Source organism: Burkholderia mayonis, from assembly GCF_001523745.2.
In the GTDB taxonomy this organism is placed as follows: Bacteria; Pseudomonadota; Gammaproteobacteria; order Burkholderiales; family Burkholderiaceae; genus Burkholderia; species Burkholderia mayonis.
In genome coordinates, this window is the sequence record NZ_CP013386.1 from 2,648,917 (window position 1) to 2,668,997 (window position 20,081).

A 20,081-nucleotide genomic window follows, 5' to 3' on the forward strand; every position below is an offset into this window, starting at 1 on the left:
AGTCGTCCCCGCCTTATTTGCCGCCGAGCGTTACAAACAGGGTCAGGAGCCCCAGCATGCCGATGATCATGGCGAACGCGTAGTGATAGATGTAACCGGATTGGAGGAAGCGGATCACGCCGGCGAACCAGCCGATGAAGCGCGCGCTGCCGTTGACGAGGCCGTCGATCACCACGACGTCGCCCTCCTTCCACAGACCGCGGCCGATCGCGATCGAGCCCTTCGCGAACACGACCTCGTTGATCTTGTCCATGTAGTACTTGTTGTCGAGCAGCGTGTAGATCGGGCCGAACGCGCGACGGATCACGGTCGGCAGACCCGGGCGCTTCAGGTACAGGAACCACGCGGTCACGACGCCGGCGAGCGCGAGCCAGAGCGGCAGCGACGAGATCGAGTGCAGGCCGAGCGCCGCCCAGCCGTGGAATTCCTCCGCCATCTCGGCAAGCGCCGGGTGGTTCTGGCCGATGAAGATCACCTTGTCGAACGCGACGCCGTGCTGGAAGAAATCGCCGTACAGCATCGGGCCGATCGCGATCGCACCGATGACGACCGACGGAATCGCGAGCAGCACGAGCGGCACCCAGACGACCCAAGGCGTTTCGTGCGGCTCGTGCGCGTGGCCGTGGTCGTCGTCATGGCCGTGATGCGCAGCCGACTCGGCGCCGTGGTTGTTGCCGAATTCCTTCGGATGACGGAAGCGTTCTTCGCCGTGGAAGACGAGGAAGTACATCCGGAACGAGTACAGCGCGGTGACGAACACGCTCGCGACCACCGCGAAGTAAGCGAAGCCCGAGCCCGGCAGATGCGACAGCTTCACCGCGTCGATGATCGAGTCCTTCGAGTAGAAGCCCGAGAAGAACGGCGTGCCGATCAGCGCGAGCGAGCCGACGAGCGACGTGATCCACGTGATCGGCATGTACTTGCGCAGGCCGCCCATGTTGCGCATGTCCTGATCGTGGTGCATGCCGATGATCACCGACCCCGCGCCGAGGAACAGCAGCGCCTTGAAGAACGCGTGCGTCATCAGGTGAAACACGGCGACCGGGTACGCGGACACGCCGAGCGCGACCGTCATGTAGCCGAGCTGCGACAGCGTCGAGTAAGCGACGACGCGCTTGATGTCGTTCTGGACGATGCCGAGGAAGCCCATGAAGAGCGCCGTGATCGCGCCGATCACCGTGATGAACGACAACGCGGCGTCCGACAGTTCGAACAGCGGCGACATCCGCGTGACCATGAAGATGCCGGCCGTCACCATCGTCGCCGCGTGAATCAGCGCGGAAATCGGCGTCGGGCCTTCCATCGAGTCCGGCAGCCACACGTGCAGCGGGAATTGCGCGGACTTACCCATCGCGCCGATGAAGAGGCAGATGCACGCGACGGTCAGCAGGCCCCATTCGGTGCCCGGGAAATGCAGCGACGCGAGCTCTGCGCGCTTCGCGAACACTTCGCCGTAGTTCATCGAGCCGGCGTACGCGAGGATGAGGCCGATGCCGAGCAGGAACCCGAAATCGCCGACGCGGTTCACGAGGAACGCCTTCATGTTCGCGTAGATCGCGCTCTCACGTGTGAAGTAGAAGCCGATCAGCAGGTACGACACGAGACCCACCGCTTCCCAGCCGAAGAACAGCTGCAGGAAGTTGTTGCTCATCACGAGCATCAGCATCGAGAACGTGAAGAGCGAGATGTACGAGAAGAAGCGCTGGTAGCCGTCCTCTTCCGACATGTAGCCGATCGTGTAGATGTGCACCATCAGCGACACGAACGTGACGACGACCATCATCATCGCGGTCAGCGTGTCGACGAGGAAGCCGATTTCGAGCTTCAGCGAGCCGACGTTCATCCATTCGTAGACGGTCGCGTTGAAGCTCGCGCCGCCCATCACGTCGAAGAAGACGATCGCGGAAAGAATGAACGAGATCGCGACGCCGAGAATCGTGATCCGGTGTGCGCCCTTGCGCCCCACTGCGTTGCCGAACAGCCCCGCAATCAGCGAGCCGGCCAGCGGAGCGAGCGGAATCGCCAGCAGCAGGTTTTCATTGAGTGTCGTTGACATAACAGCGTTGCCTGAAATTAACCTTTGAGCTGATCGAGATCCTCGACATTGATCGTGTCGAGCTTACGGAACAGAGTCACCAGAATCGCGAGGCCGATTGCGGCTTCCGCCGCCGCGACCGTCAACACGAAGAACACGAAGATCTGGCCGTGCACGTCGCCCAGGTAATGCGAGAACGCGACGAAATTGGTGTTCACCGCGAGCAGCATCAGTTCGATCGCCATCAGGATCACGATGATGTTGCGGCGGTTCAGGAAGATCCCGACGATGCTGATCGCGAACAGGATCGCGCCCAGCACGAGGTAATGAGCCAAGGTCAACATAGATTCTTCTCCTCCGCTTAGCCGTTGTTCCCGCCCGACGCGGCGTCGCTCGCGGCGGTTTCCGGCTGCGGCTTGTCGGCTTGCATCTTCACGAGGCGCACGCGGTCTTCGCGGCGCACCTTCACCTGCTCGGACACGCGCTGGCGCTTGCTGTCCTTGCCCTTCTGCGCGGTCAGCGCGACTGCGGCGATGATCGCGACGAGCAGCACGAGGCCTGCGATTTCGAATGCGAAGATGTAATCGGTATAGATGACCTTGCCGATCAGCTTCGTGTTCGGCATGCCGGCGAGCGCGCCCGCGGCGATGTCGCGCACGGGCGAGGCCGTCGCGCCGTAGCCGCGCCACAGGATCAGGGCCGTCTCGACGATGATGATCGCGCCGACCGCGGTCGCCATCGGCACGAAGCGCTTGAAGTCTCGGCGCAGCACGTCGACGTTGATGTCGAGCATCATCACGACGAACAGGAAGAGCACCATCACCGCGCCCACGTAGACGAGCACCAGCAGGATCGCGAGGAACTCGGCCTCGAGCAGCATCCAGATCGCGGCCGCATTGAAGAACGCGAGCACGAGGAAGAGCGCAGACGCCACCGGGTTGCGCGAAGTGATCACCTTCAGCCCCGACACCACGAGGAGCAGCGAGAAGATGTAGAAGAGTACGGTCGTGAAGTCCATGATTACCGGTTCATCATTAGGCCATTGTCAGGCGCGGTTGGCTGGCACCGCCGGGCGTGCCGCGGCATCGCCGCGGCTTGGGCCGACCCGTCTTCCGGGCCGGCGCACGTCAATCACCGATACCGCGCATCGGCGGCCTTTGCGGCCGCGATCTCCTTCTCGTAGCGATCGCCCACCGCGAGCAGCATTTCCTTCGTGAAGTACAGATCGCCGCGCTTCTCGCCGTGGTACTCGAGGATCTGCGTCTCGACGATCGAATCGACCGGGCAGCTCTCTTCGCAGAAGCCGCAGAAGATGCACTTCGTCAGGTCGATGTCGTAGCGCGTCGTGCGGCGGGTGTTGTCCGCACGCGTCTCCGACTCGATCGTGATCGCCAAGGCCGGGCACACCGCCTCGCACAGCTTGCACGCGATACACCGCTCTTCGCCGTTCTCGTAGCGGCGCAGCGCGTGCAGCCCGCGAAAACGCGGCGAGATCGGCGTCTTCTCTTCGGGGAACTGCACGGTGAACTTGCGCTTGAACGTGTAACGTCCCGTCAGCGCAAGCCCCTTCAGCAGCTCGGTCAGGAAGAAGGTCTTAAAGAATTGTTGGATTGCCGTCATGATTTCGTCCGCCCCTTATTGCCAGATATTCAGCGGCGACATCATCCAGAAACCGACCACGACCACCCAGATCACGCACACCGGCAGGAATATCTTCCAGCCGAGGCGCATGATCTGGTCGTAGCGGAAACGCGGGAACGTCGCACGGGCCCAAATGAACACCGACAGCAGCGCGAAGACTTTCAGCACCAGCCAGAAGATGCCCGGAATGAACGACAGGAATCCGAACGGCGCATCCCAGCCGCCGAGGAACAGCGTCGCCGCCATCGCCGAGATCACGATCATGTTGATGTACTCGGCGAGGAAGAACAGCGCAAACGCCATGCCCGAGTAATCGATCATGTGACCCGCGACGATCTCCGACTCCCCTTCCACCACGTCGAACGGGTGGCGGTTCGTTTCGGCGATGCCGGAGATGAAGTAGATGACGAACACGGGCAGGAGCGGCAGCCAGTTCCACGACAGGAAGTTGACGCCGTGGCCCGCGAAGAAGCCGTGCTGCTGCGAGCCGACGATCTCCGACAGGTTCAGGCTGCCCGCCGTCATCAGCACGAGCACGAGGGCGAAGCCCATCGAGATTTCGTACGACACCATCTGAGCGGCCGCGCGCATCGCGCCGAGGAATGCATACTTCGAGTTCGACGCCCAGCCGGCGAGAATCACCGCGTAGACGCCGACCGACGAGATCGCCATCGCGTACAGCAGACCCGCGTTGACGTTCGCGAGCACCGCGCCCGCCTGGAACGGAATCACCGCCCACACGGCGAACGCCGGCACGACCGTCATCACCGGCGCGATCAGATACAGCCAGCGGCTCGCCGCCGTCGGATGAATCACTTCCTTCAGCAGCAGCTTCAGCACGTCGGCGATCGGCTGCAGCAAACCGGCGGGGCCGACGCGGTTCGGACCGAGACGCACGTGCATCCAGCCGATCAGCTTGCGCTCCCACAGAATCAGGTACGCGACGCTCAGCAGGATCACGACGGCGACGACGATGATGCGCACGAGCGCCCACACCGTCGGCCATGCGACGCCGAGAAGCTGGGCTCCGCCCGAGTTGATCGTATCGAACAAGCTCATTTACGCCTTCTCCACCACCAGTTCACCGGACAGGCTGCCGAGCGCTGCGCCGGCAGGCGTGGCCGCCGACACGCGAACGACCGTCTCCGCAAGGTTCTCGTCGCGCACGGCCGGCAACTGCACCGTGCGATCGCCTTGACGCACGCGCACCGCGTCGCCGTTCTTCAGGCCGAGCTTGTCGAACAGCCCGGCAGGCAGGCCCACCTTGTGTGCGACCTTCGACGCGGCCGTCAGGTGCAACGCGCCCGCGCGGCGCGACAGCGCGTCGGCGTGGTAGATCGGCACGTCGGCGAGGCGCTCGAGGCCGCCGTCGGCCGCCTTCGCGGCGGCGCGTGCGGGCGCTGCCGAAGTCTTGTTCGACAGGCGCGGCGCGATGTCCTCGTCGCCGAGCGCGGCGGCGCGCACTTCTTCCGACGTCTCGTATTCGAAATTCGGCAGGCCGAGCAGGCTGCCGAGCACGCGCAGCACCTTCCACGCGGGACGCGTGTCGCCGAGCGGACGCACGACGCCGTTGAACGACTGCGCGCGCCCTTCCGCGTTCACGTACGTGCCGGCCGTCTCGGTAAACGGCGCGATCGGCAGCAGCACGTCCGCGTAGTCGAGGCCGTACTTGAACGGCGACAGCACGACGACCGTCTCCGCCTGCGTCAGCGCGGCGAGCGCCTGCGCCGGATCGGCGGTATCGAATTCGGGTTCGACGTTGAGGAGCACATAGCCCTTGCGCGGCTGCGCGAACGCGTCGCGCGCGTTCAGGCCGTTCGCGCCCGGCAGCGCGCCGACGAGGTGCGCGCCGACCGTGTTCGCCGCTTCCGTCAGGAAGCCGAGCGTCGCGCCCGCGGCATCGGCAATCCATTGCGCGGTTGCATGGATCTGCGCGAATTGCGGATGCCGGACCGCGCTGTTGCCGAGCAGCACGACGCGGCGCTCGCCGTTCACGAGCGACTGCGCGACCGCTCGCGCGGCGCTCGACGCCTCGACGCCCGCGAGCGCATCCGGCAACGCGACGCCGCGCGCCTGTGCGACAGCGGCCGCGATGCCCGCGAGCTCGTCGAGCCATGCCGACGGCGCGGCGACGATGCGTTGCGCGGTCGGGATCAGCGAATCGTCGCCCGTCGCATGCAGGAAATGCAGCTTCGCGCCGCTCTTCGCCGCCTGGCGCAGACGCGCTGCGAAGAGCGGATGATCGCGGCGCAGGAACGAGCCGACGACGAACGCGGCGTCGACGCCCGACAGATCGGCGATCGGCATCCCGAGCCACGGCGCGCCCTGGGCGGCCACCGAGAAATCGGTTTGACGCAGACGGAAATCGAGGTTCGGCGTCTTCAGCTCGTGCGCGAGCTGCTTGAGCAGGAACAGTTCCTCGACTGTGCTGTGCGCGCTGGCGAGCGTGGCGAGCGCGGACGCGCCGTGCTCGTCGCTGATGCCCTTCAGGCCGCGCGCGACGTATTCGAGCGCAGTCTGCCAGTCGACTTCGCGCCACTCGCCGCCCTGCTTGATCATCGGCTTCGTCAGGCGATCTTCGCTATTCAGGCCTTCGTACGAGAAGCGGTCCTTGTCCGAGATCCAGCACTCGTTGACGGCTTCGTTCTCGAACGGCAGCACGCGCATCACGCGGTTGTTCTTCACCTGCACGACGAGGTTCGCGCCGACGGAATCGTGCGGGCTCACCGATTTGCGGCGCGACAGTTCCCACGTGCGGGCGCTGTAGCGGAACGGCTTGCTCGTCAGCGCGCCGACCGGGCACAGATCGATCATGTTGCCCGACAGTTCGGAATCGACCGTCTTGCCGACGAACGTCGTGATTTCGGAATGCTCGCCGCGCCCCAGCATGCCGAACTCCATCACGCCGGCGATTTCCTGGCCGAAGCGCACGCAGCGCGTGCAGTGGATGCAGCGCGACATCTCTTCCATCGAGATGAGCGGGCCGACTTCCTTGTGGAACACGACGCGCTTCTCTTCCGCGTAGCGCGACGACGACTTGCCGTAGCCGACCGCGAGATCCTGCAGCTGGCATTCGCCGCCCTGATCGCAGATCGGGCAGTCGAGCGGATGGTTGATGAGCAGGAACTCCATCACCGACTGCTGCGCCTTCACGGCCTTGTCAGAGTTGGTGTGGACGATCATGCCGGCCGACACGGGCGTCGCGCACGCGGGCACCGCCTTCGGCATCTTCTCGACTTCGACGAGACACATCCGGCAGTTGGCCGCAACCGACAGCTTCTTGTGATAGCAGAAGTGAGGAATGTACGTGTCCGCCTTGTGCGCAGCCTGGATCACCATGCTGCCTTCGGGCACCTCGACCTTCTTGCCGTCTATTTCAAGTTCAACCATGATGGTGAATGGTCCTTAACCTATTACCGCTCGCCCGCGTCCGCTCGACCGGGCGCTCGAATTCTGCAATCGGGTTGCGCCGTCAGGCCGCGGCCGCATGCGCGTGGCCGCCGACCATGCAGTGCTTGTGCTCGACGTGGTACGCGAATTCGTCCCAGTAGTGCTTGAGCATGCCGCGCACCGGCATCGCCGCCGCGTCGCCGAGCGCGCAGATTGTGCGGCCCATGATGTTCTCCGCGACCGAGTTCAGCAGATCCAGGTCTTCCTGGCGACCTTCGCCGTGCTCGATGCGGTTCACGACGCGGTACAACCAGCCCGTGCCTTCGCGGCACGGCGTGCACTGGCCGCACGACTCTTCGTAATAGAAGTACGACAGGCGCAGGAGCGAGCGCACCATGCAGCGCGTCTCGTCCATCACGATCACCGCGCCGGAACCGAGCATCGAGCCCGCCTTCGCGATCGAGTCGTAGTCCAGATCGGTCTGCATCATGATGTCGCCCGGGATCACCGGCGCCGACGAGCCGCCCGGGATCACCGCCTTGATCTTCTTGCCGCCGCGCATGCCGCCGGCGAGTTCCATCAGCGTCGCGAACGGCGTGCCGAGCGGCACTTCATAGTTGCCAGGACGCTCGACGTCGCCCGACACCGAGAAGATCTTCGTGCCGCCGTTGTTCGGCTTGCCCATTTCGAGATAATTCTGCGGGCCGACTGCGAGCAGGAACGGCACCGCGGCGAATGTCTCGGTGTTGTTGATCGTGGTCGGCTTGCCGTAGACGCCGAAGCTCGCCGGGAACGGCGGCTTGAAGCGCGGCTGGCCCTTCTTGCCTTCGAGCGATTCGAGCAGCGCTGTTTCCTCGCCGCAGATGTACGCGCCGTAGCCGTGATGCGCGTGCAGCTGGAACGAGAATCCCGACCCCATGATGTCGTCGCCGAGGAAGCCGGCGCGGCGCGCTTCCTCGAGCGCGTCCTCGAAGCGTCGATACACTTCGAAGATTTCGCCGTGGATGTAGTTGTAGCCGACGGTGATGCCCATCGCGTACGCGCCGATGGCCATGCCTTCGATCAGCGCGTGCGGGTTCCAGCGCAGGATGTCGCGATCCTTGAATGTGCCCGGCTCGCCTTCGTCCGAGTTGCAGACGAGATACTTCTGGCCCGGGAACTGACGCGGCATGAAGCTCCACTTCAGGCCGGTCGGAAAGCCCGCGCCGCCGCGGCCGCGCAAGCCCGACGCCTTCACGTCGGCGATCACCTGCTCGGGCGGAATCTTTTCTTCGAGGATGCGGCGCAGCTGCGCGTAGCCGCCGCGCGCGACGTAGTCTTCGAGATGCCAGTTCTCGCCGGTGAGGCCGGCGAGGATCAGCGGTTTGATGTGACGATCGTGGAGGGACGTCATTTCGAGAGCTCCTCAAGCAGCTGGTCGATCTTCTCGCGGCTCATGAAGCTGCACATTTTGTGATTGTTGAGCAGCAGCACCGGCGCATCGCCGCACGCGCCGAAGCACTCGCCTTCCTTCAGCGTGAACTTGCCGTCCGGCGTCGTTTCGCCGAAGTCGATGCCGAGCTTCTGCTTCAGATAGTCGGCCGTCGCTTCAGCGCCGCCGTGCGGCCCGAGCTGGCACGGCAGGTTCGTGCAGAGCGTGATCTTGTGCGTGCCGACGGGCGCGAGCTCGTACATCGTGTAGAACGTCGCGACTTCCTGCACGGCGATGGCCGGCATGCCGAGATAATCCGCGACGAACTGCATCAGTTCGGGCGACAGCCAGCCATGCTCTTCCTGAGCGACGGCCAACGCCGACATCACAGCGGACTGTTTCTGATCGGCGGGATACTTCGCGATCGCTCGATCGATTTCTTTCAGGCCTTCAGCTGAGATCATTTTCAGACACGACTCTTTCAATTCCTACCGCACGAACAACCTGCCGCATGACCGATGCGGCAGACCTGGCGCTCACTGTTGACAGCTTGTTGCGACGGCGCGCCCGAGGCGCGCGCCGCGTGTGACTCGCCGCGCGCGGCCCGGCCGGGCAGGCGAGCGGCGCGACCGTCAGCGGTCGACTTCGCCGAACACGATGTCCTGCGTACCGATGATCGTGACGGCGTCGGCGATCATGTGCCCGCGCGCCATTTCGTCGAGCGCAGACAGATGGGCGTAGCCCGGTGCACGGATCTTGAGGCGATACGGCTTGTTTGCGCCGTCCGACACGAGATAGATGCCGAACTCGCCCTTCGGGTGCTCGACGGCTGCATACGTCTCGCCTTCGGGCACGTGAAAACCTTCCGTGAAGAGCTTGAAATGGTGGATCAGATCCTCCATGTTCGTCTTCATGCCGACACGCGACGGCGCCGCGATCTTGTGATTGTCGGTGATCACGGGACCAGGATTCTTGCGAAGCCACTCAATACACTGTTTCGCAATACGCGTCGACTGGCGCATCTCCTCGACACGCACGAGATAACGGTCGTAGCAATCGCCGTTCACGCCGACCGGGATATCGAAGTCGAGGCGGTCGTACACCTCGTACGGCTGCTTCTTGCGCAGGTCCCATGCAATGCCGGAGCCGCGGATCATCGGCCCCGTCAGGCCGAGCTGCAGCGCACGTTCCGGCGTCACGACGCCGATGCCGACGAGACGCTGCTTCCAGATCCGGTTGTCGGTCAGGAGCGTTTCGTATTCGTCGACGCACTTCGGGAAGCGCGTGAAGAAATCGTCGATGAAGTCAAGCACCGAGCCCTGGCGCGCTTCGTTCATCCTCGCGAGCGCCTTCTCGTTGCGGATCTTCGACGCCTTGTACTGCGGCATCGCATCCGGCAGATCGCGATAGACGCCGCCCGGACGATAATACGCCGCGTGCATGCGCGCGCCGGACACCGCCTCGTACACGTCCATCAGGTCTTCGCGCTCGCGGAACGCATAGAGGAACACCGCCATCGCGCCAACGTCGAGCGCGTGCGCGCCGATCCACATCAGGTGGTTCAGCACGCGCGTGATCTCGTCGAACAGCACGCGGATGTATTGCGCACGCTCCGGCACGTCGATGCCGAGCAGCTTCTCGATCGCGAGCACGTAGCCGTGTTCGTTCACCATCATCGACACGTAGTCGAGACGGTCCATGTACGGCACCGACTGGATGAACGTCTTGTTCTCGGCGAGCTTCTCGGTCGCGCGATGCAGAAGGCCGATGTGCGGATCGGCGCGCTGGATCACTTCGCCGTCGAGTTCGAGCACGAGGCGCAGCACGCCGTGCGCGGCCGGGTGCTGCGGACCGAAGTTGAGCGTGTAGTTCTTGATTTCAGCCATGACGCCCTCTCAATGTTTCAGACCGCCATAGCGGTCCTCGCGGATCACGCGCGGCGTGATTTCGCGCGGCTCGATCGTCACCGGCTGGTATACGACGCGCTTCTCTTCCGGGTCGTAACGCATTTCGACATAGCCCGAAACCGGGAAGTCCTTGCGGAACGGATGGCCGATGAAGCCGTAGTCGGTGAGGATGCGTCGCAGGTCGGGGTGGCCTTCGAACACGATGCCGTAGAGGTCGAATGCTTCGCGCTCGTACCAGTTCGCCGAGTTCCAGATGTCGACGACCGACGGCACGATCGGCAGATCGTCGTCCGGCGCGAACACGCGCACGCGCAGACGCCAGTTGTTCGCGATCGACAGCAGGTGCAGGACAGCGGCAAAGCGCGGGCCGTCGTAAGCACCGTCGCCGTAGGTTTGATAGTCGACACCGCAGAGGTCGATCAACTGCTCGAAGCCGAGCGTGCGATCGTCGCGCAACGCTTTCGCGACTTCGAGATAATCGCTCGCCTTCACGACGAGCGTGAGCTCGCCAACCGCTTCTACGAGGCTCACCGCGCGCGCGCCGAGCGCGGCTTCGAGGTTCGCCTTGAGGGTCTCGATTTTGCTTGCCATGTTGTGGGGTGCTCGATGCTTTATTGACGGGCGATGGTGCTCGTGCGACGGATCTTCGCCTGCAGCTGGATCACGCCGTAGACGAGCGCCTCGGCAGTCGGCGGACAGCCCGGCACGTAGACGTCGACGGGCACGATCCGATCGCAGCCGCGCACCACCGAATACGAGTAATGGTAGTAGCCGCCGCCGTTCGCGCACGACCCCATCGAGATCACCCAGCGCGGCTCGGCCATCTGATCGTAGACGCGGCGCAGCGCGGGCGCCATCTTGTTGCAGAGCGTACCCGCGACGATCATCACATCGGATTGACGCGGGCTGGGACGGAACACGACGCCGAACCGGTCGAGGTCGTAGCGGGCGGCTCCCGCATGCATCATTTCCACAGCGCAGCACGCGAGCCCAAACGTCATCGGCCACAACGAGCCGGTACGCGTCCAGTTGATCAGCTTGTCAGCCGTCGTGGTGACAAACCCTTCCTTCAAGACCCCTTCGATACTCATTTGCTTTCCACTCCAGACAGGCGGCGACGCGTGGCCGCCCATGCAAACCGGCGATTAGCCCGTCACTCCCAGTCGAGGCCGCCCTTCTTCCAGATATAGGCAAAGCCCAGCAGGAATTCGAGCAGGAAAATCATCATTGCGATGAAACCGGGCCAGCCGATCTCGCGCAGGGCGACGCCCCACGGAAACAGGAATGCGGTCTCGAGATCGAAGATGATGAACAGAATCGCAACGAGGTAGTAGCGCACGTCGAACTTCATGCGCGCGTCCTCGAACGCCTCGAAGCCGCACTCGTATGGCGCGTTCTTGTCGCTGTCGGGCTTGTTGGGACCGAGGATCTTGCCGATGCTGACCAGCGCTATACCTAAACCAGTGCCCACCAGGAGGAACAACAAGACGGGGTAATAGGCTGCGAGGTTCAAGGCAATCCTCTATTGGTTGGTTCCAAGCGTTCCGGAGAATAACACCGATCCGGGGAAAGGATCATTTCGGACTACCGTAGAACCCAAGCTGAGCGCAAGGGTAGCCCAGAAATGAAAAATGCCAGCCACATGAAGCGGCTGGCATTGAGTAACTTTGGTGCCGACGGCGAGACTCGAACTCGCACAGCTTTCGCCACTACCCCCTCAAGATAGCGTGTCTACCAATTTCACCACGTCGGCACTGCATGCAACCCGGGAAGAACTTTGCATCCCGCGAATCGCTTCAAGAATTAAATTCTAACCCGGCTCTTCAAATTGTTCAACGCACAAACGCGAAATTTTTGAAAATTTATTTCGGCACATCCTGACCGGGCGCAGACGCGGCCGACACGGCAGCCGGCGCGGACGCCGCAGGCGCTTGCGGCGCAGCAACCGACGACGCAGGCGCGGGAGCCGCGCCGAGCAGGCCGACCGACGGTGCCGACTTGTACGAACCGAGATACGTCAACGCGAGCGTCGCGACGAAGAAGATCGTCGCCAGGACCGCTGTCGTGCGTGACAGGAAATTTGCCGAGCCAGTCGCGCCGAAGAGACTGCCCGACGCACCGCTGCCGAACGCCGCGCCCATGTCGGCACCCTTGCCATGCTGCAGCAACACGAGGCCGATCACGCCGAGTGCGGACAGCAGTTGGACCACAATGATCAAGACTTTAAAATACGGCATACATTCACCTGTTTGGTTTAAGCAACCGGCGCACCTGCCGGCTGCCCCGATATCCTTCGCGCGCTCGCGTTGTGCGAACGCCTACTGCGCTGCCCGGCAGATCGCCAGAAAATCCCCGCTCTTCAACGACGCGCCGCCGATCAGGCCGCCGTCGATGTCCGGCTGACCGAACAGCTCGGCCGCATTGTCGGCCTTCACGCTGCCGCCGTACAGCAGCGACACGTGCTCCGCCCCTTTCGCGGCAAGCCGTGCGCGCAGGAACGCGTGTACCTGCTGCGCCTGCTCGGCCGTCGCGCTCTTGCCCGTGCCGATCGCCCAGACCGGCTCGTACGCGACGACAATGCGCGCCGCGTCGTCCGCCGACAACACCGCAAGCACTGCGTCGAGCTGCGCGCCGACGACCTGCTCGGTCGCCCCCGCTTCGCGCTCGGCGAGCGTCTCGCCAACGCAGACGACGGGCGTCAGGCCCGCGGCGAGCGCACGCTGCGCCTTCGTCGCGACGGCCTCGTTCGATTCGCCGTGATACGCACGGCGCTCCGAGTGCCCGACGATCGCGTAAGCCGCACCGAACTCCGCCACCATGCCGGCCGCGACTTCACCCGTGTAAGCGCCCTGCTCATGCGCGGATACGTCCTGCGAGCCCCACGCGACGCGACCGCCCTGGAGCTGCGCCTGCGCCTGCGCGAGATACGGGAACGGCACGCACACGCCGATGCCGACATTGTCGTGCACCGCCTGCGCGCCTTGCGCGACTTCGTTCAGCAATGCCTGGTTGCCACTCAAGCGACCGTGCATCTTCCAGTTGCCGATCACCCGCTTGATTCTTTGTTTCGACATCGTTTGTCTCGTCGTTGACGCGCCGAAGCCGGGCGTCGTGTTCATCTGGCGAAGCGAACCCGCGATTTTACTGCGGCGCTCTAGAACCGGTCAAACCACGGGTGTCAAGCGTTCGCACCCCAATCGAGCATGATCTTGCCGACGTGCTCGCTGCTTTCCATCAGCGCATGCGCGTCCGACGCCTGCGCGGCCGGCAGCACGCGGTATATGACGGGCTTCACGCGTCCGTCCTCGATGAGCGGCCACACGTGCTCCTTCAGCTGCGCGGCGATGCGCGCCTTGAACTCGACGGGACGCGGCCGCAGCGTCGAGCCCGTGACCGTCAGACGACGGCGCAGGATCTCGCCCAGATTGATCTCCGATTTCGCACCGCCGAGAAGCGCGATCACGACGAGCCGGCCGCCGTCGGCGAGCGCCGTCAACTCGCGAGGCACGTACGCGCCCGCGACCATGTCGAGAATCACGTCGACGCCGCGGTCGTGCGTCAGCGATTTCACGACTTCGACGAAATCCTCAGTCTTGTAGTTGATCGCGCGCTCCGCGCCGAGCTGCTCGCATGCGCGGCACTTGTCGTCGGTGCCCGCCGTCGCGAACACGCGAAAGCCGAGCGCATGCGCGATCTGGATCGCCGTCACGCCAATGCCGCTCGAGCCGCCCTGCACTAGAAACGTTTCCTGCGCACCGCCCTCGCCCGCCCCCAGTTGCGCGCGATCGAACACATTGCTCCATACCGTGAAGAACGTCTCGGGCAGCGATGCGGCCTCGACGTCGGTCAGCCCCTTCGGCGCCGGCAGGCACTGCGCGAGCGGCGCGGCCACGTACTCGGCATAGCCGCCGCCCGCGAGCAGCGCGCAGACGCGGTCGCCGAGCTTCAGGCCGAACGGGTTCGTCGCGAGGTCGGAAAGGTCGCCGCCGACGATCTCGCCGGCGACCTCGAGGCCCGGCAGATCCGACGCGCCGGGCGGCGGCGCATAAGCGCCCTTTCTCTGGAACACGTCCGGACGGTTGACGCCGGACGCCGCCACCTTGATCAGCACCTCGCCGCGCTTCGGTTCCGGCTGCGGGCGCTCCGTCAGCTTCAGCACGTCGGGCGCGCCGAATTCGGTGATTTCGATCGCTTTCATGCACGTCGCTCCCAGAGCGTGACGGGTTTGCGCGCGCGATGCGCGCCCCGCAAACCGGTCCATCCTATGAAAAAACGGCCGGCGCGCATTCGCGCTGCCGGCCGTTTCATCGCCGCTTACTGCTGCGGCGGCGTATCCGACTGACCCGCCGCTTCGTTCAGCAGCGCCTTCGCCGACAGACGCACGCGTCCCTTCTCGTCCGTCTGGATCACCTTGACCTTCACCTGCTGACCTTCCTTCAGGTAGTCGTTGATGTCCTTCACCCGCTCGTTGACGATTTCCGAGATGTGCAGCAGGCCGTCCTTGCCTGGCAGCAGGTTCACGATTGCACCGAAATCGAGCAGCTTCAGCACCGTGCCCTCATACACCTGGCCGACTTCGATCTCGGCCGTGATGTTCTCGATGCGCTTCTTCGCTTCGGCCATGCCTTCGCTGTTCGTGCTCGCGATCGTCACGACGCCGTCGTCCGAGATGTCGATCGTCGTGCCGGTTTCCTCGGTCAGCGCGCGGATCACCGAGCCGCCCTTGCCGATCACGTCGCGGATCTTTTCCGGGTTGATCTTGATCGTAATCATGCGCGGCGCGAATTCGGACAGTTGCGTGTTCGCACCTGCGACCGCTTCCTTCATCTTGCCGAGGATGTGCATGCGGCCTTCCTTCGCCTGCGCGAGCGCAACCTGCATGATTTCCTTCGTGATGCCCTGGATCTTGATGTCCATCTGCAGCGCCGTCACGCCATCTGCCGTACCGGCCACCTTGAAGTCCATGTCGCCGAGGTGATCTTCGTCGCCGAGGATGTCGGTCAGCACCGCGAACTTGTTGCCTTCGAGAATCAGGCCCATCGCGATGCCCGCGACGTGCGCCTTCATCGGCACGCCTGCGTCCATCAGCGCGAGGCAGCCGCCGCACACCGACGCCATCGACGACGAACCGTTCGACTCGGTGATTTCCGACACGACGCGGATCGAGTAGCCGAATTCGTCTGCGCTCGGCAGGCACGCGACGAGCGCGCGCTTCGCGAGGCGGCCGTGGCCGATTTCGCGGCGCTTCGGCGAACCGACGCGGCCCGTTTCGCCGGTCGCGAACGGAGGCATGTTGTAGTGGAGCATGAAGCGTTCGCGGTATTCGCCTTCGAGCGCGTCGATGATCTGCTCGTCACCCTTGGTGCCGAGCGTCGCGACGACGAGCGCCTGCGTCTCGCCGCGCGTGAAGAGCGCCGAGCCGTGCGTGCGCGGCAGCACGCCCGTGCGGATCTCGATCGGGCGCACGGTGCGCGTGTCGCGGCCGTCGATGCGCGGCTCGCCGTTCAGGATCTGCGAGCGAACGATCTTCGCTTCGAGATCGAACAGGATATTGCCGACCGTCGCCGAATCGGCGGCTTCGGCGTTCGACGCCGCCGATTCTTCCGCGAGCTTCGCGGTAGCGGCTGCGTAGACTGCCTTCAGCTTCGTCGAGCGCGACTGCTTTTCGCGGATCTGGTAGGCTGCCTGCAGGTCGGCTTGCGCGAGCTCGGTCACGCGCGCGATCAGCGCTTCGTTCTTGGCAGCCGGCTGCCAGTCCCACTCGGGCTTGCCGCCTTCGCGCACGAGTTCGTGAATCGCGTCGATCGCCTTTTGCATCTGCTCGTGGCCGAACACCACGGCGCCCAGCATCACGTCTTCCGGCAGTTGCTCGGCTTCCGACTCGACCATCAGCACGGCACGCTCCGTGCCCGCGACGACGAGGTCGAGGCGCGACGCCTTGATCTGCTCGCGCGTCGGGTTCAGCACGTATTCGTTGTCGATGTACGCGACGCGCGCGGCGCCGACCGGGCCGTTGAACGGCAGCCCCGACACGGCGAGCGCAGCCGACGCGCCGATGAGCGCCGGGATATCGGCCGGGACTTCCGGGTTCACCGACAGCACGTGGATCACGACCTGCACTTCGTTATAAAAACCTTCCGGGAAGAGCGGGCGCAGCGGACGGTCGATGAGACGCGACGTCAGCGTCTCGTGCTCCGACGGACGGCCTTCGCGGCGGAAGAAGCCGCCCGGAATCTTGCCGGCCGAGTAGGTCTTTTCGATGTAGTCGACGGTGAGCGGGAAAAAGTCCTGGCCCGGCTTCGCCGACTTCGCGCCGACGACCGTCGCGAGGACGACGGTGTCCTCGATGTCGACGAGCACGGCGCCGCTAGCCTGGCGCGCGATCTCGCCGGTTTCGAGGCGCACCTTGTGCTGGCCCCACTGGAATTCCTTCACGACTTTGTTGAACAGAGACATGGTCGCTCCTTTCGTTCTATGACTGGATCGCCGTGCGCGGACGAAGCCGGCATGGCGGCGGCGCGACCGGGCCACATGGGAAGAGGTGTGTTTTTTATGCCATTCCAGCGCCGTGCTCGCCGCTCGGCGTCGAGCGGGACGCGAACAGCGCGCTGGAATGACACAAAGCTCAACCCTTGTGCGCCTGGCCGGTTGTGGGCTTCGACAGCCCGACGGCATGCATCGTGCGTGCCGCGAAAAAACAAAATGCCTGTATCAGCAGACTGACACAGGCATCTTGCTGGAGGCGAGCAACGCCCCGCTTACTTACGCAGACCCAGCTTCTCGATCAGCGCGCGGTAACGGTCGGCATCCTTGCCCTTGAGGTAGTCGAGCAGCTTGCGGCGGCGGCTCACCATGCGCAGCAGGCCGCGGCGGCTGTGGTGATCCTTCGCGTGGGTCTTGAAGTGACCCGTCAGTTCCGTGATGCGCGCCGTCAGCAGCGCGACCTGCACTTCGGGCGAGCCCGTGTCGTTGGCGCCGCGCGCGAACTGAGCAACAACTTCCGACTTCTTGATATCAGCAACAGACATTTGATTTCCTTTCGACTGAACAGGCGGACACGGAAGAACGGCCGTGCCGTGATTTACAACCGGCGCGCATTGTAGCACAAGTCACCCTGCCGGCGAACCCCGCCTTTCACGGGCGTTTCATACGGCATTCAGCGGAAGCCGCGCCCTGCGCGGGCGGCAGCTCGAGCACCGTCCGGAAGCCGTAACCCGACCCCGCGTTGTCGAAGCGCACGCCACGCGCGCCCACGCGATCCATCTCGATCACGTAAAGGGGTTGGATCAATTGGTGGTCGGCCGCGCGCATCTGCGCCTGGTGGAAGCCGTCGTCGTAGCGCATCCCCTCGAGCGCCTTCGCGACCGCGACTGGATCGGCCGAGCCCGCGCGCGCCATCGCCGCGGCCAGCATCTCGATCATCAGACTCATCCGTCGCACCGGATAGTCGTCCTGCGGCGTCGGGAAGCGCGCGCGGAATGCGCGGTAGAACGCGTCGGACTGCGCGCCGCCCGCATTCGGATGCCAGTCGGCGACCGCGAGCACACGCTTCACGCCCGCGTCGCCGAGCGCGGCAGGCGCGTCCAGGCTGTTGCCGTAGAACGTGTAGAACTTCGTCGCGAGCCCCTGCTCGCGCGCCGCACGCACGAGCAGCGTCAGATCGTTGCCCCAGTTGCCCGTCACGACCGCATCCGCGCCGCTCGCGCGAATCTTCGCGACGTACGGCGAGAAATCTTTCACGCGTCCGATCGGATGGAATTCGTCGCCCACGATCGCGATGTCCGGCCGCCGCGCCGTCAACGCGGCGCGAGCGAGCGTGCTGACGTCGTGCCCGAAGCTGTAGTCCTGGTTCAGCAGATAGACCTTCCTGACTGCGCGATCGCGCGCGAGCACGTCGGCGAGCGCGTCCATCCGCATGCCTGCGTGCGCGTCGAAGCGGAAGTGCCAGAAGCTGCAGCCGCGGTCCGTCAGCGCGGGATCGTCGGCCGAATAGTTGAGGAACAGCGCGCGATGCTCGGGATCGCGCGCGTTCTGCTTGTCGAGCGCGGCGACGAGCGCCGCGGCGACGGCCGAGCCGTTGCCCTGTGCGACAAAGCCGATCCCCTTGTCGGTCGCGGCGCGCAACTGGACGAGCGCCTCCTCGACGCCGCCCTTGCTGTCGAGCACGACGAGCTCGAGCGGATGGGCGCCGTCGCGCAGCCGCACGCCGCCCTGCGCATTGACGCGCTCGACGCCGAAGCGCAAATTGCGCTCGACCGCCGCGCCCGCATTCGCGAACGGTCCCGACATCCCCTCGACGAGCGCGATCCGGATCGGCTCGCCCGCCGCGCCGGCCTGCGCGGGTGACAGCATCGTCAATGAGAGCGCTGCCGAGGCAGCGGCGGCAAAACGCATCCAATGGAAAGACATCGCGTGGTTTCCTGCGCAGTCCGTTCGTCGAGCGCAGGATCATAGGCGAGCGCGCGGCGGACAGGCAAGCAGGACGGCCGCGCGGACGGGTGGCGAGCGTCGAGCGATGATCGCCGGATCGGGCGCATCGACCGGACGGACGATCGGTCGGTCGATTGAATAACCCGGTCGACGCCAGCCCCATTCGTCCGCCCTCCCGATGCCGGTTCGGAATGGCGGCGGCGCCCCCCGCCTTACCGCGGATGTCGAAGATGCCGAGGATGCCGCGCAGCGCAAACTTTTCCGCGCCGGTACGCGCGCGCATTCATTCGCCGTGATAAAACTTCGACATTCCCGCCTCATGGAGAAACGTATGTTCGCTCGTCTCCCGGTTCTGTTAGCTTGCGCGGCGGTGCTCCTCGCCGGCTGCGCCCAGCCGTGGCAGCAGTTTCACGCCGGAGAGGATTCGTCGGCGATCGTCGCCCGGATGGGTCCGCCGCGCGAAATCTACGACCTGCCGAACGGCGGCAAGCGCCTGATGTGGCCGACCCAGCCGATGGGCGAGGTCACGACGGCCGCCGACGTCGACGCCCGCGGCAGGATCGTCAACGTGCGGCAGGTGCTGCAGCCGCTCGAGTTCTATCGCGCCGAGATCGGCAAGTGGACCCGGACCGACGTGCTCGTGAACTTCGGCCGTCCGGTCGAAACGTCCTACTTCCCGCTGATGAAGCGCGAAGTGTGGACCTATCGCTACCTCGAGGACAACGTCTGGTACATGCTCTACAGCTTCTACTTCGACGATGCCGGCGTCCTGCGCCTCACGCAGAAGACGCCCGACCCGCTGCACGATCCCGATCGCCGCTCGCTATTCTGATACTTCCCGCCGCCGGCCGTTCGACCGGCGCATCCCTTCCAAAGTCATTTAGTGCGCTCGGCTTCTTAAATGACTTTTTTATCATTTTTCTCATTAGCTTTTTAAAATTCTTGTCATCTTTCATGACGCAGCAATATCCCGGTTGCCGCATCGGCGAAATCAAAAACAAAACACCCGCCTGATTCCCCTTGCCCCCACGGGACGGGCATCTCACGCCCATTTCGGTGCGATATGCACCCTTTGCAGCCATTCAATATTCACAGTTGGTGCGATCGTCCTAACCCCGAAAATAAATTGCAACAGAATATTTCAAATTGAACTTCGGATTCCGAGGTTCCCCTAATATCACACACAACAACCTTTCAATTTAGAAAGCAATTGGTTCCGTGCCGATGCATGTTTGCGTCGCCGATACCGCACGTATAAGAAGGAATC

General features: G+C 64.2%; 19 protein-coding genes and 1 tRNA gene. 1 reads left to right on the forward strand and 19 read right to left on the reverse strand.

All coding sequences use genetic code 11. From position 1 onward, the window contains the following. Window positions 1-13 precede the first annotated feature (13 nt). The 19 genes from nuoL to WS70_RS12820 all read right to left on the reverse strand — a co-directional run bounded on the left by nuoL (window position 14) and on the right by WS70_RS12820 (window position 18,793). Window positions 14-2,056: an NADH-quinone oxidoreductase subunit L gene (gene nuoL / locus WS70_RS12725; protein WP_059470605.1), complete on the reverse strand. Its 2,043-nt coding sequence runs from the start codon at window positions 2,054-2,056 to the stop codon at window positions 14-16. Window positions 2,057-2,073: 17 nt separating this feature from the next. Continuing rightward, the gene (nuoK, locus tag WS70_RS12730) at window positions 2,074-2,379 is read right to left on the reverse strand and encodes an NADH-quinone oxidoreductase subunit NuoK (protein WP_010102528.1); all 306 of its coding nucleotides are present in this window, start codon (window positions 2,377-2,379) and stop codon (window positions 2,074-2,076) included. Window positions 2,380-2,396: 17 nt separating this feature from the next. Further along, window positions 2,397-3,053, reverse strand: coding sequence for an NADH-quinone oxidoreductase subunit J (locus tag WS70_RS12735; RefSeq protein ID WP_059470604.1), 657 nt, complete (start codon window positions 3,051-3,053; stop codon window positions 2,397-2,399). 113 nt (window positions 3,054-3,166) lie between these two features. Beyond that, window positions 3,167-3,655, reverse strand: coding sequence for an NADH-quinone oxidoreductase subunit NuoI (gene nuoI / locus WS70_RS12740; RefSeq protein WP_010102524.1), 489 nt, complete (start codon window positions 3,653-3,655; stop codon window positions 3,167-3,169). 15 nt (window positions 3,656-3,670) lie between these two features. After that, window positions 3,671-4,735 (reverse strand): NADH-quinone oxidoreductase subunit NuoH, encoded by a 1,065-nt coding sequence (nuoH, locus tag WS70_RS12745; RefSeq protein ID WP_059470603.1) that lies wholly within the window; start codon window positions 4,733-4,735, stop codon window positions 3,671-3,673. After that, on the reverse strand, window positions 4,736-7,066 hold the full coding sequence (gene nuoG, locus WS70_RS12750; RefSeq protein ID WP_059596632.1) for an NADH-quinone oxidoreductase subunit NuoG: 2,331 nt from the start codon (window positions 7,064-7,066) through the stop codon (window positions 4,736-4,738). A gap of 82 nt (window positions 7,067-7,148) precedes the next feature. Beyond that, window positions 7,149-8,459, reverse strand: coding sequence for an NADH-quinone oxidoreductase subunit NuoF (gene nuoF / locus WS70_RS12755; RefSeq protein WP_059470601.1), 1,311 nt, complete (start codon window positions 8,457-8,459; stop codon window positions 7,149-7,151). Further along, window positions 8,456-8,941 (reverse strand): NADH-quinone oxidoreductase subunit NuoE, encoded by a 486-nt coding sequence (nuoE, locus tag WS70_RS12760; protein ID WP_059596633.1) that lies wholly within the window; start codon window positions 8,939-8,941, stop codon window positions 8,456-8,458. The genes nuoF and nuoE overlap by 4 nt, the downstream gene beginning before the upstream one ends. 168 nt (window positions 8,942-9,109) lie before the next feature. Next, complete coding sequence (locus tag WS70_RS12765; RefSeq protein WP_059470600.1) at window positions 9,110-10,363, reverse strand: NADH-quinone oxidoreductase subunit D; 1,254 nt, start codon at window positions 10,361-10,363, stop codon at window positions 9,110-9,112. A gap of 9 nt (window positions 10,364-10,372) precedes the next feature. After that, the gene (locus WS70_RS12770; protein ID WP_059470599.1) at window positions 10,373-10,975 is read right to left on the reverse strand and encodes an NADH-quinone oxidoreductase subunit C; all 603 of its coding nucleotides are present in this window, start codon (window positions 10,973-10,975) and stop codon (window positions 10,373-10,375) included. A gap of 20 nt (window positions 10,976-10,995) precedes the next feature. Then, window positions 10,996-11,475, reverse strand: coding sequence for a NuoB/complex I 20 kDa subunit family protein (locus tag WS70_RS12775; RefSeq protein ID WP_004186402.1), 480 nt, complete (start codon window positions 11,473-11,475; stop codon window positions 10,996-10,998). Between the two features lie 62 nt (window positions 11,476-11,537). Next, window positions 11,538-11,897: an NADH-quinone oxidoreductase subunit A gene (locus tag WS70_RS12780; protein WP_010102516.1), complete on the reverse strand. Its 360-nt coding sequence runs from the start codon at window positions 11,895-11,897 to the stop codon at window positions 11,538-11,540. Window positions 11,898-12,052: 155 nt separating this feature from the next. Then, window positions 12,053-12,137: transfer RNA gene (locus WS70_RS12785), tRNA-Leu, on the reverse strand. Window positions 12,138-12,246: 109 nt separating this feature from the next. Further along, a complete protein-coding gene (gene secG, locus WS70_RS12790; RefSeq protein ID WP_059470598.1) occupies window positions 12,247-12,621 on the reverse strand; it encodes a preprotein translocase subunit SecG in 375 nt (124 codons plus the stop codon). A gap of 81 nt (window positions 12,622-12,702) precedes the next feature. Then, a complete protein-coding gene (tpiA, locus tag WS70_RS12795) occupies window positions 12,703-13,503 on the reverse strand; it encodes a triose-phosphate isomerase (protein WP_203235982.1) in 801 nt (266 codons plus the stop codon). Window positions 13,504-13,562: 59 nt separating this feature from the next. Beyond that, entirely contained in the window at window positions 13,563-14,582 is a 1,020-nt protein-coding gene (locus WS70_RS12800; protein WP_059596634.1) for an NAD(P)H-quinone oxidoreductase, read from the reverse strand. Between the two features lie 116 nt (window positions 14,583-14,698). After that, entirely contained in the window at window positions 14,699-16,840 is a 2,142-nt protein-coding gene (gene pnp, locus WS70_RS12805; protein ID WP_059470596.1) for a polyribonucleotide nucleotidyltransferase, read from the reverse strand. Between the two features lie 302 nt (window positions 16,841-17,142). Continuing rightward, the gene (gene rpsO, locus WS70_RS12815; RefSeq protein WP_004185828.1) at window positions 17,143-17,412 is read right to left on the reverse strand and encodes a 30S ribosomal protein S15; all 270 of its coding nucleotides are present in this window, start codon (window positions 17,410-17,412) and stop codon (window positions 17,143-17,145) included. Window positions 17,413-17,518: 106 nt separating this feature from the next. Beyond that, a complete protein-coding gene (locus WS70_RS12820) occupies window positions 17,519-18,793 on the reverse strand; it encodes a branched-chain amino acid ABC transporter substrate-binding protein (protein ID WP_059596635.1) in 1,275 nt (424 codons plus the stop codon). A gap of 340 nt (window positions 18,794-19,133) precedes the next feature. Between WS70_RS12820 and WS70_RS12830 the strand changes: the two genes are divergently transcribed. Further along, on the forward strand, window positions 19,134-19,646 hold the full coding sequence (locus WS70_RS12830) for a hypothetical protein (RefSeq protein ID WP_059470594.1): 513 nt from the start codon (window positions 19,134-19,136) through the stop codon (window positions 19,644-19,646). Window positions 19,647-20,081 lie beyond the last annotated feature (435 nt).

Bases quoted from the DNA above. Each gene is read 5' to 3' on its own strand.
- nuoL (WP_059470605.1), bottom strand. From the start codon at position 2,056: ATGTCAACGACACTCAATGAAAACCTGCTGCTGGCGATTCCGCTCGCT.
- nuoK (WP_010102528.1), bottom strand. From the start codon at position 2,379: ATGTTGACCTTGGCTCATTACCTCGTGCTGGGCGCGATCCTGTTCGCG.
- WS70_RS12735 (WP_059470604.1), bottom strand. From the start codon at position 3,053: ATGGACTTCACGACCGTACTCTTCTACATCTTCTCGCTGCTCCTCGTG.
- nuoI (WP_010102524.1), bottom strand. From the start codon at position 3,655: ATGACGGCAATCCAACAATTCTTTAAGACCTTCTTCCTGACCGAGCTG.
- nuoH (WP_059470603.1), bottom strand. From the start codon at position 4,735: ATGAGCTTGTTCGATACGATCAACTCGGGCGGAGCCCAGCTTCTCGGC.
- nuoG (WP_059596632.1), bottom strand. From the start codon at position 7,066: ATGGTTGAACTTGAAATAGACGGCAAGAAGGTCGAGGTGCCCGAAGGC.
- nuoF (WP_059470601.1), bottom strand. From the start codon at position 8,459: ATGACGTCCCTCCACGATCGTCACATCAAACCGCTGATCCTCGCCGGC.
- nuoE (WP_059596633.1), bottom strand. From the start codon at position 8,941: ATGATCTCAGCTGAAGGCCTGAAAGAAATCGATCGAGCGATCGCGAAG.
- WS70_RS12765 (WP_059470600.1), bottom strand. From the start codon at position 10,363: ATGGCTGAAATCAAGAACTACACGCTCAACTTCGGTCCGCAGCACCCG.
- WS70_RS12770 (WP_059470599.1), bottom strand. From the start codon at position 10,975: ATGGCAAGCAAAATCGAGACCCTCAAGGCGAACCTCGAAGCCGCGCTC.
- WS70_RS12775 (WP_004186402.1), bottom strand. From the start codon at position 11,475: ATGAGTATCGAAGGGGTCTTGAAGGAAGGGTTTGTCACCACGACGGCT.
- secG (WP_059470598.1), bottom strand. From the start codon at position 12,621: ATGCCGTATTTTAAAGTCTTGATCATTGTGGTCCAACTGCTGTCCGCA.
- tpiA (WP_203235982.1), bottom strand. From the start codon at position 13,503: ATGAACACGACGCCCGGCTTCGGCGCGTCAACGACGAGACAAACGATG.
- WS70_RS12800 (WP_059596634.1), bottom strand. From the start codon at position 14,582: ATGAAAGCGATCGAAATCACCGAATTCGGCGCGCCCGACGTGCTGAAG.
- pnp (WP_059470596.1), bottom strand. From the start codon at position 16,840: ATGTCTCTGTTCAACAAAGTCGTGAAGGAATTCCAGTGGGGCCAGCAC.
- rpsO (WP_004185828.1), bottom strand. From the start codon at position 17,412: ATGTCTGTTGCTGATATCAAGAAGTCGGAAGTTGTTGCTCAGTTCGCG.
- WS70_RS12820 (WP_059596635.1), bottom strand. From the start codon at position 18,793: ATGTCTTTCCATTGGATGCGTTTTGCCGCCGCTGCCTCGGCAGCGCTC.
- WS70_RS12830 (WP_059470594.1), top strand. From the start codon at position 19,134: ATGGAGAAACGTATGTTCGCTCGTCTCCCGGTTCTGTTAGCTTGCGCG.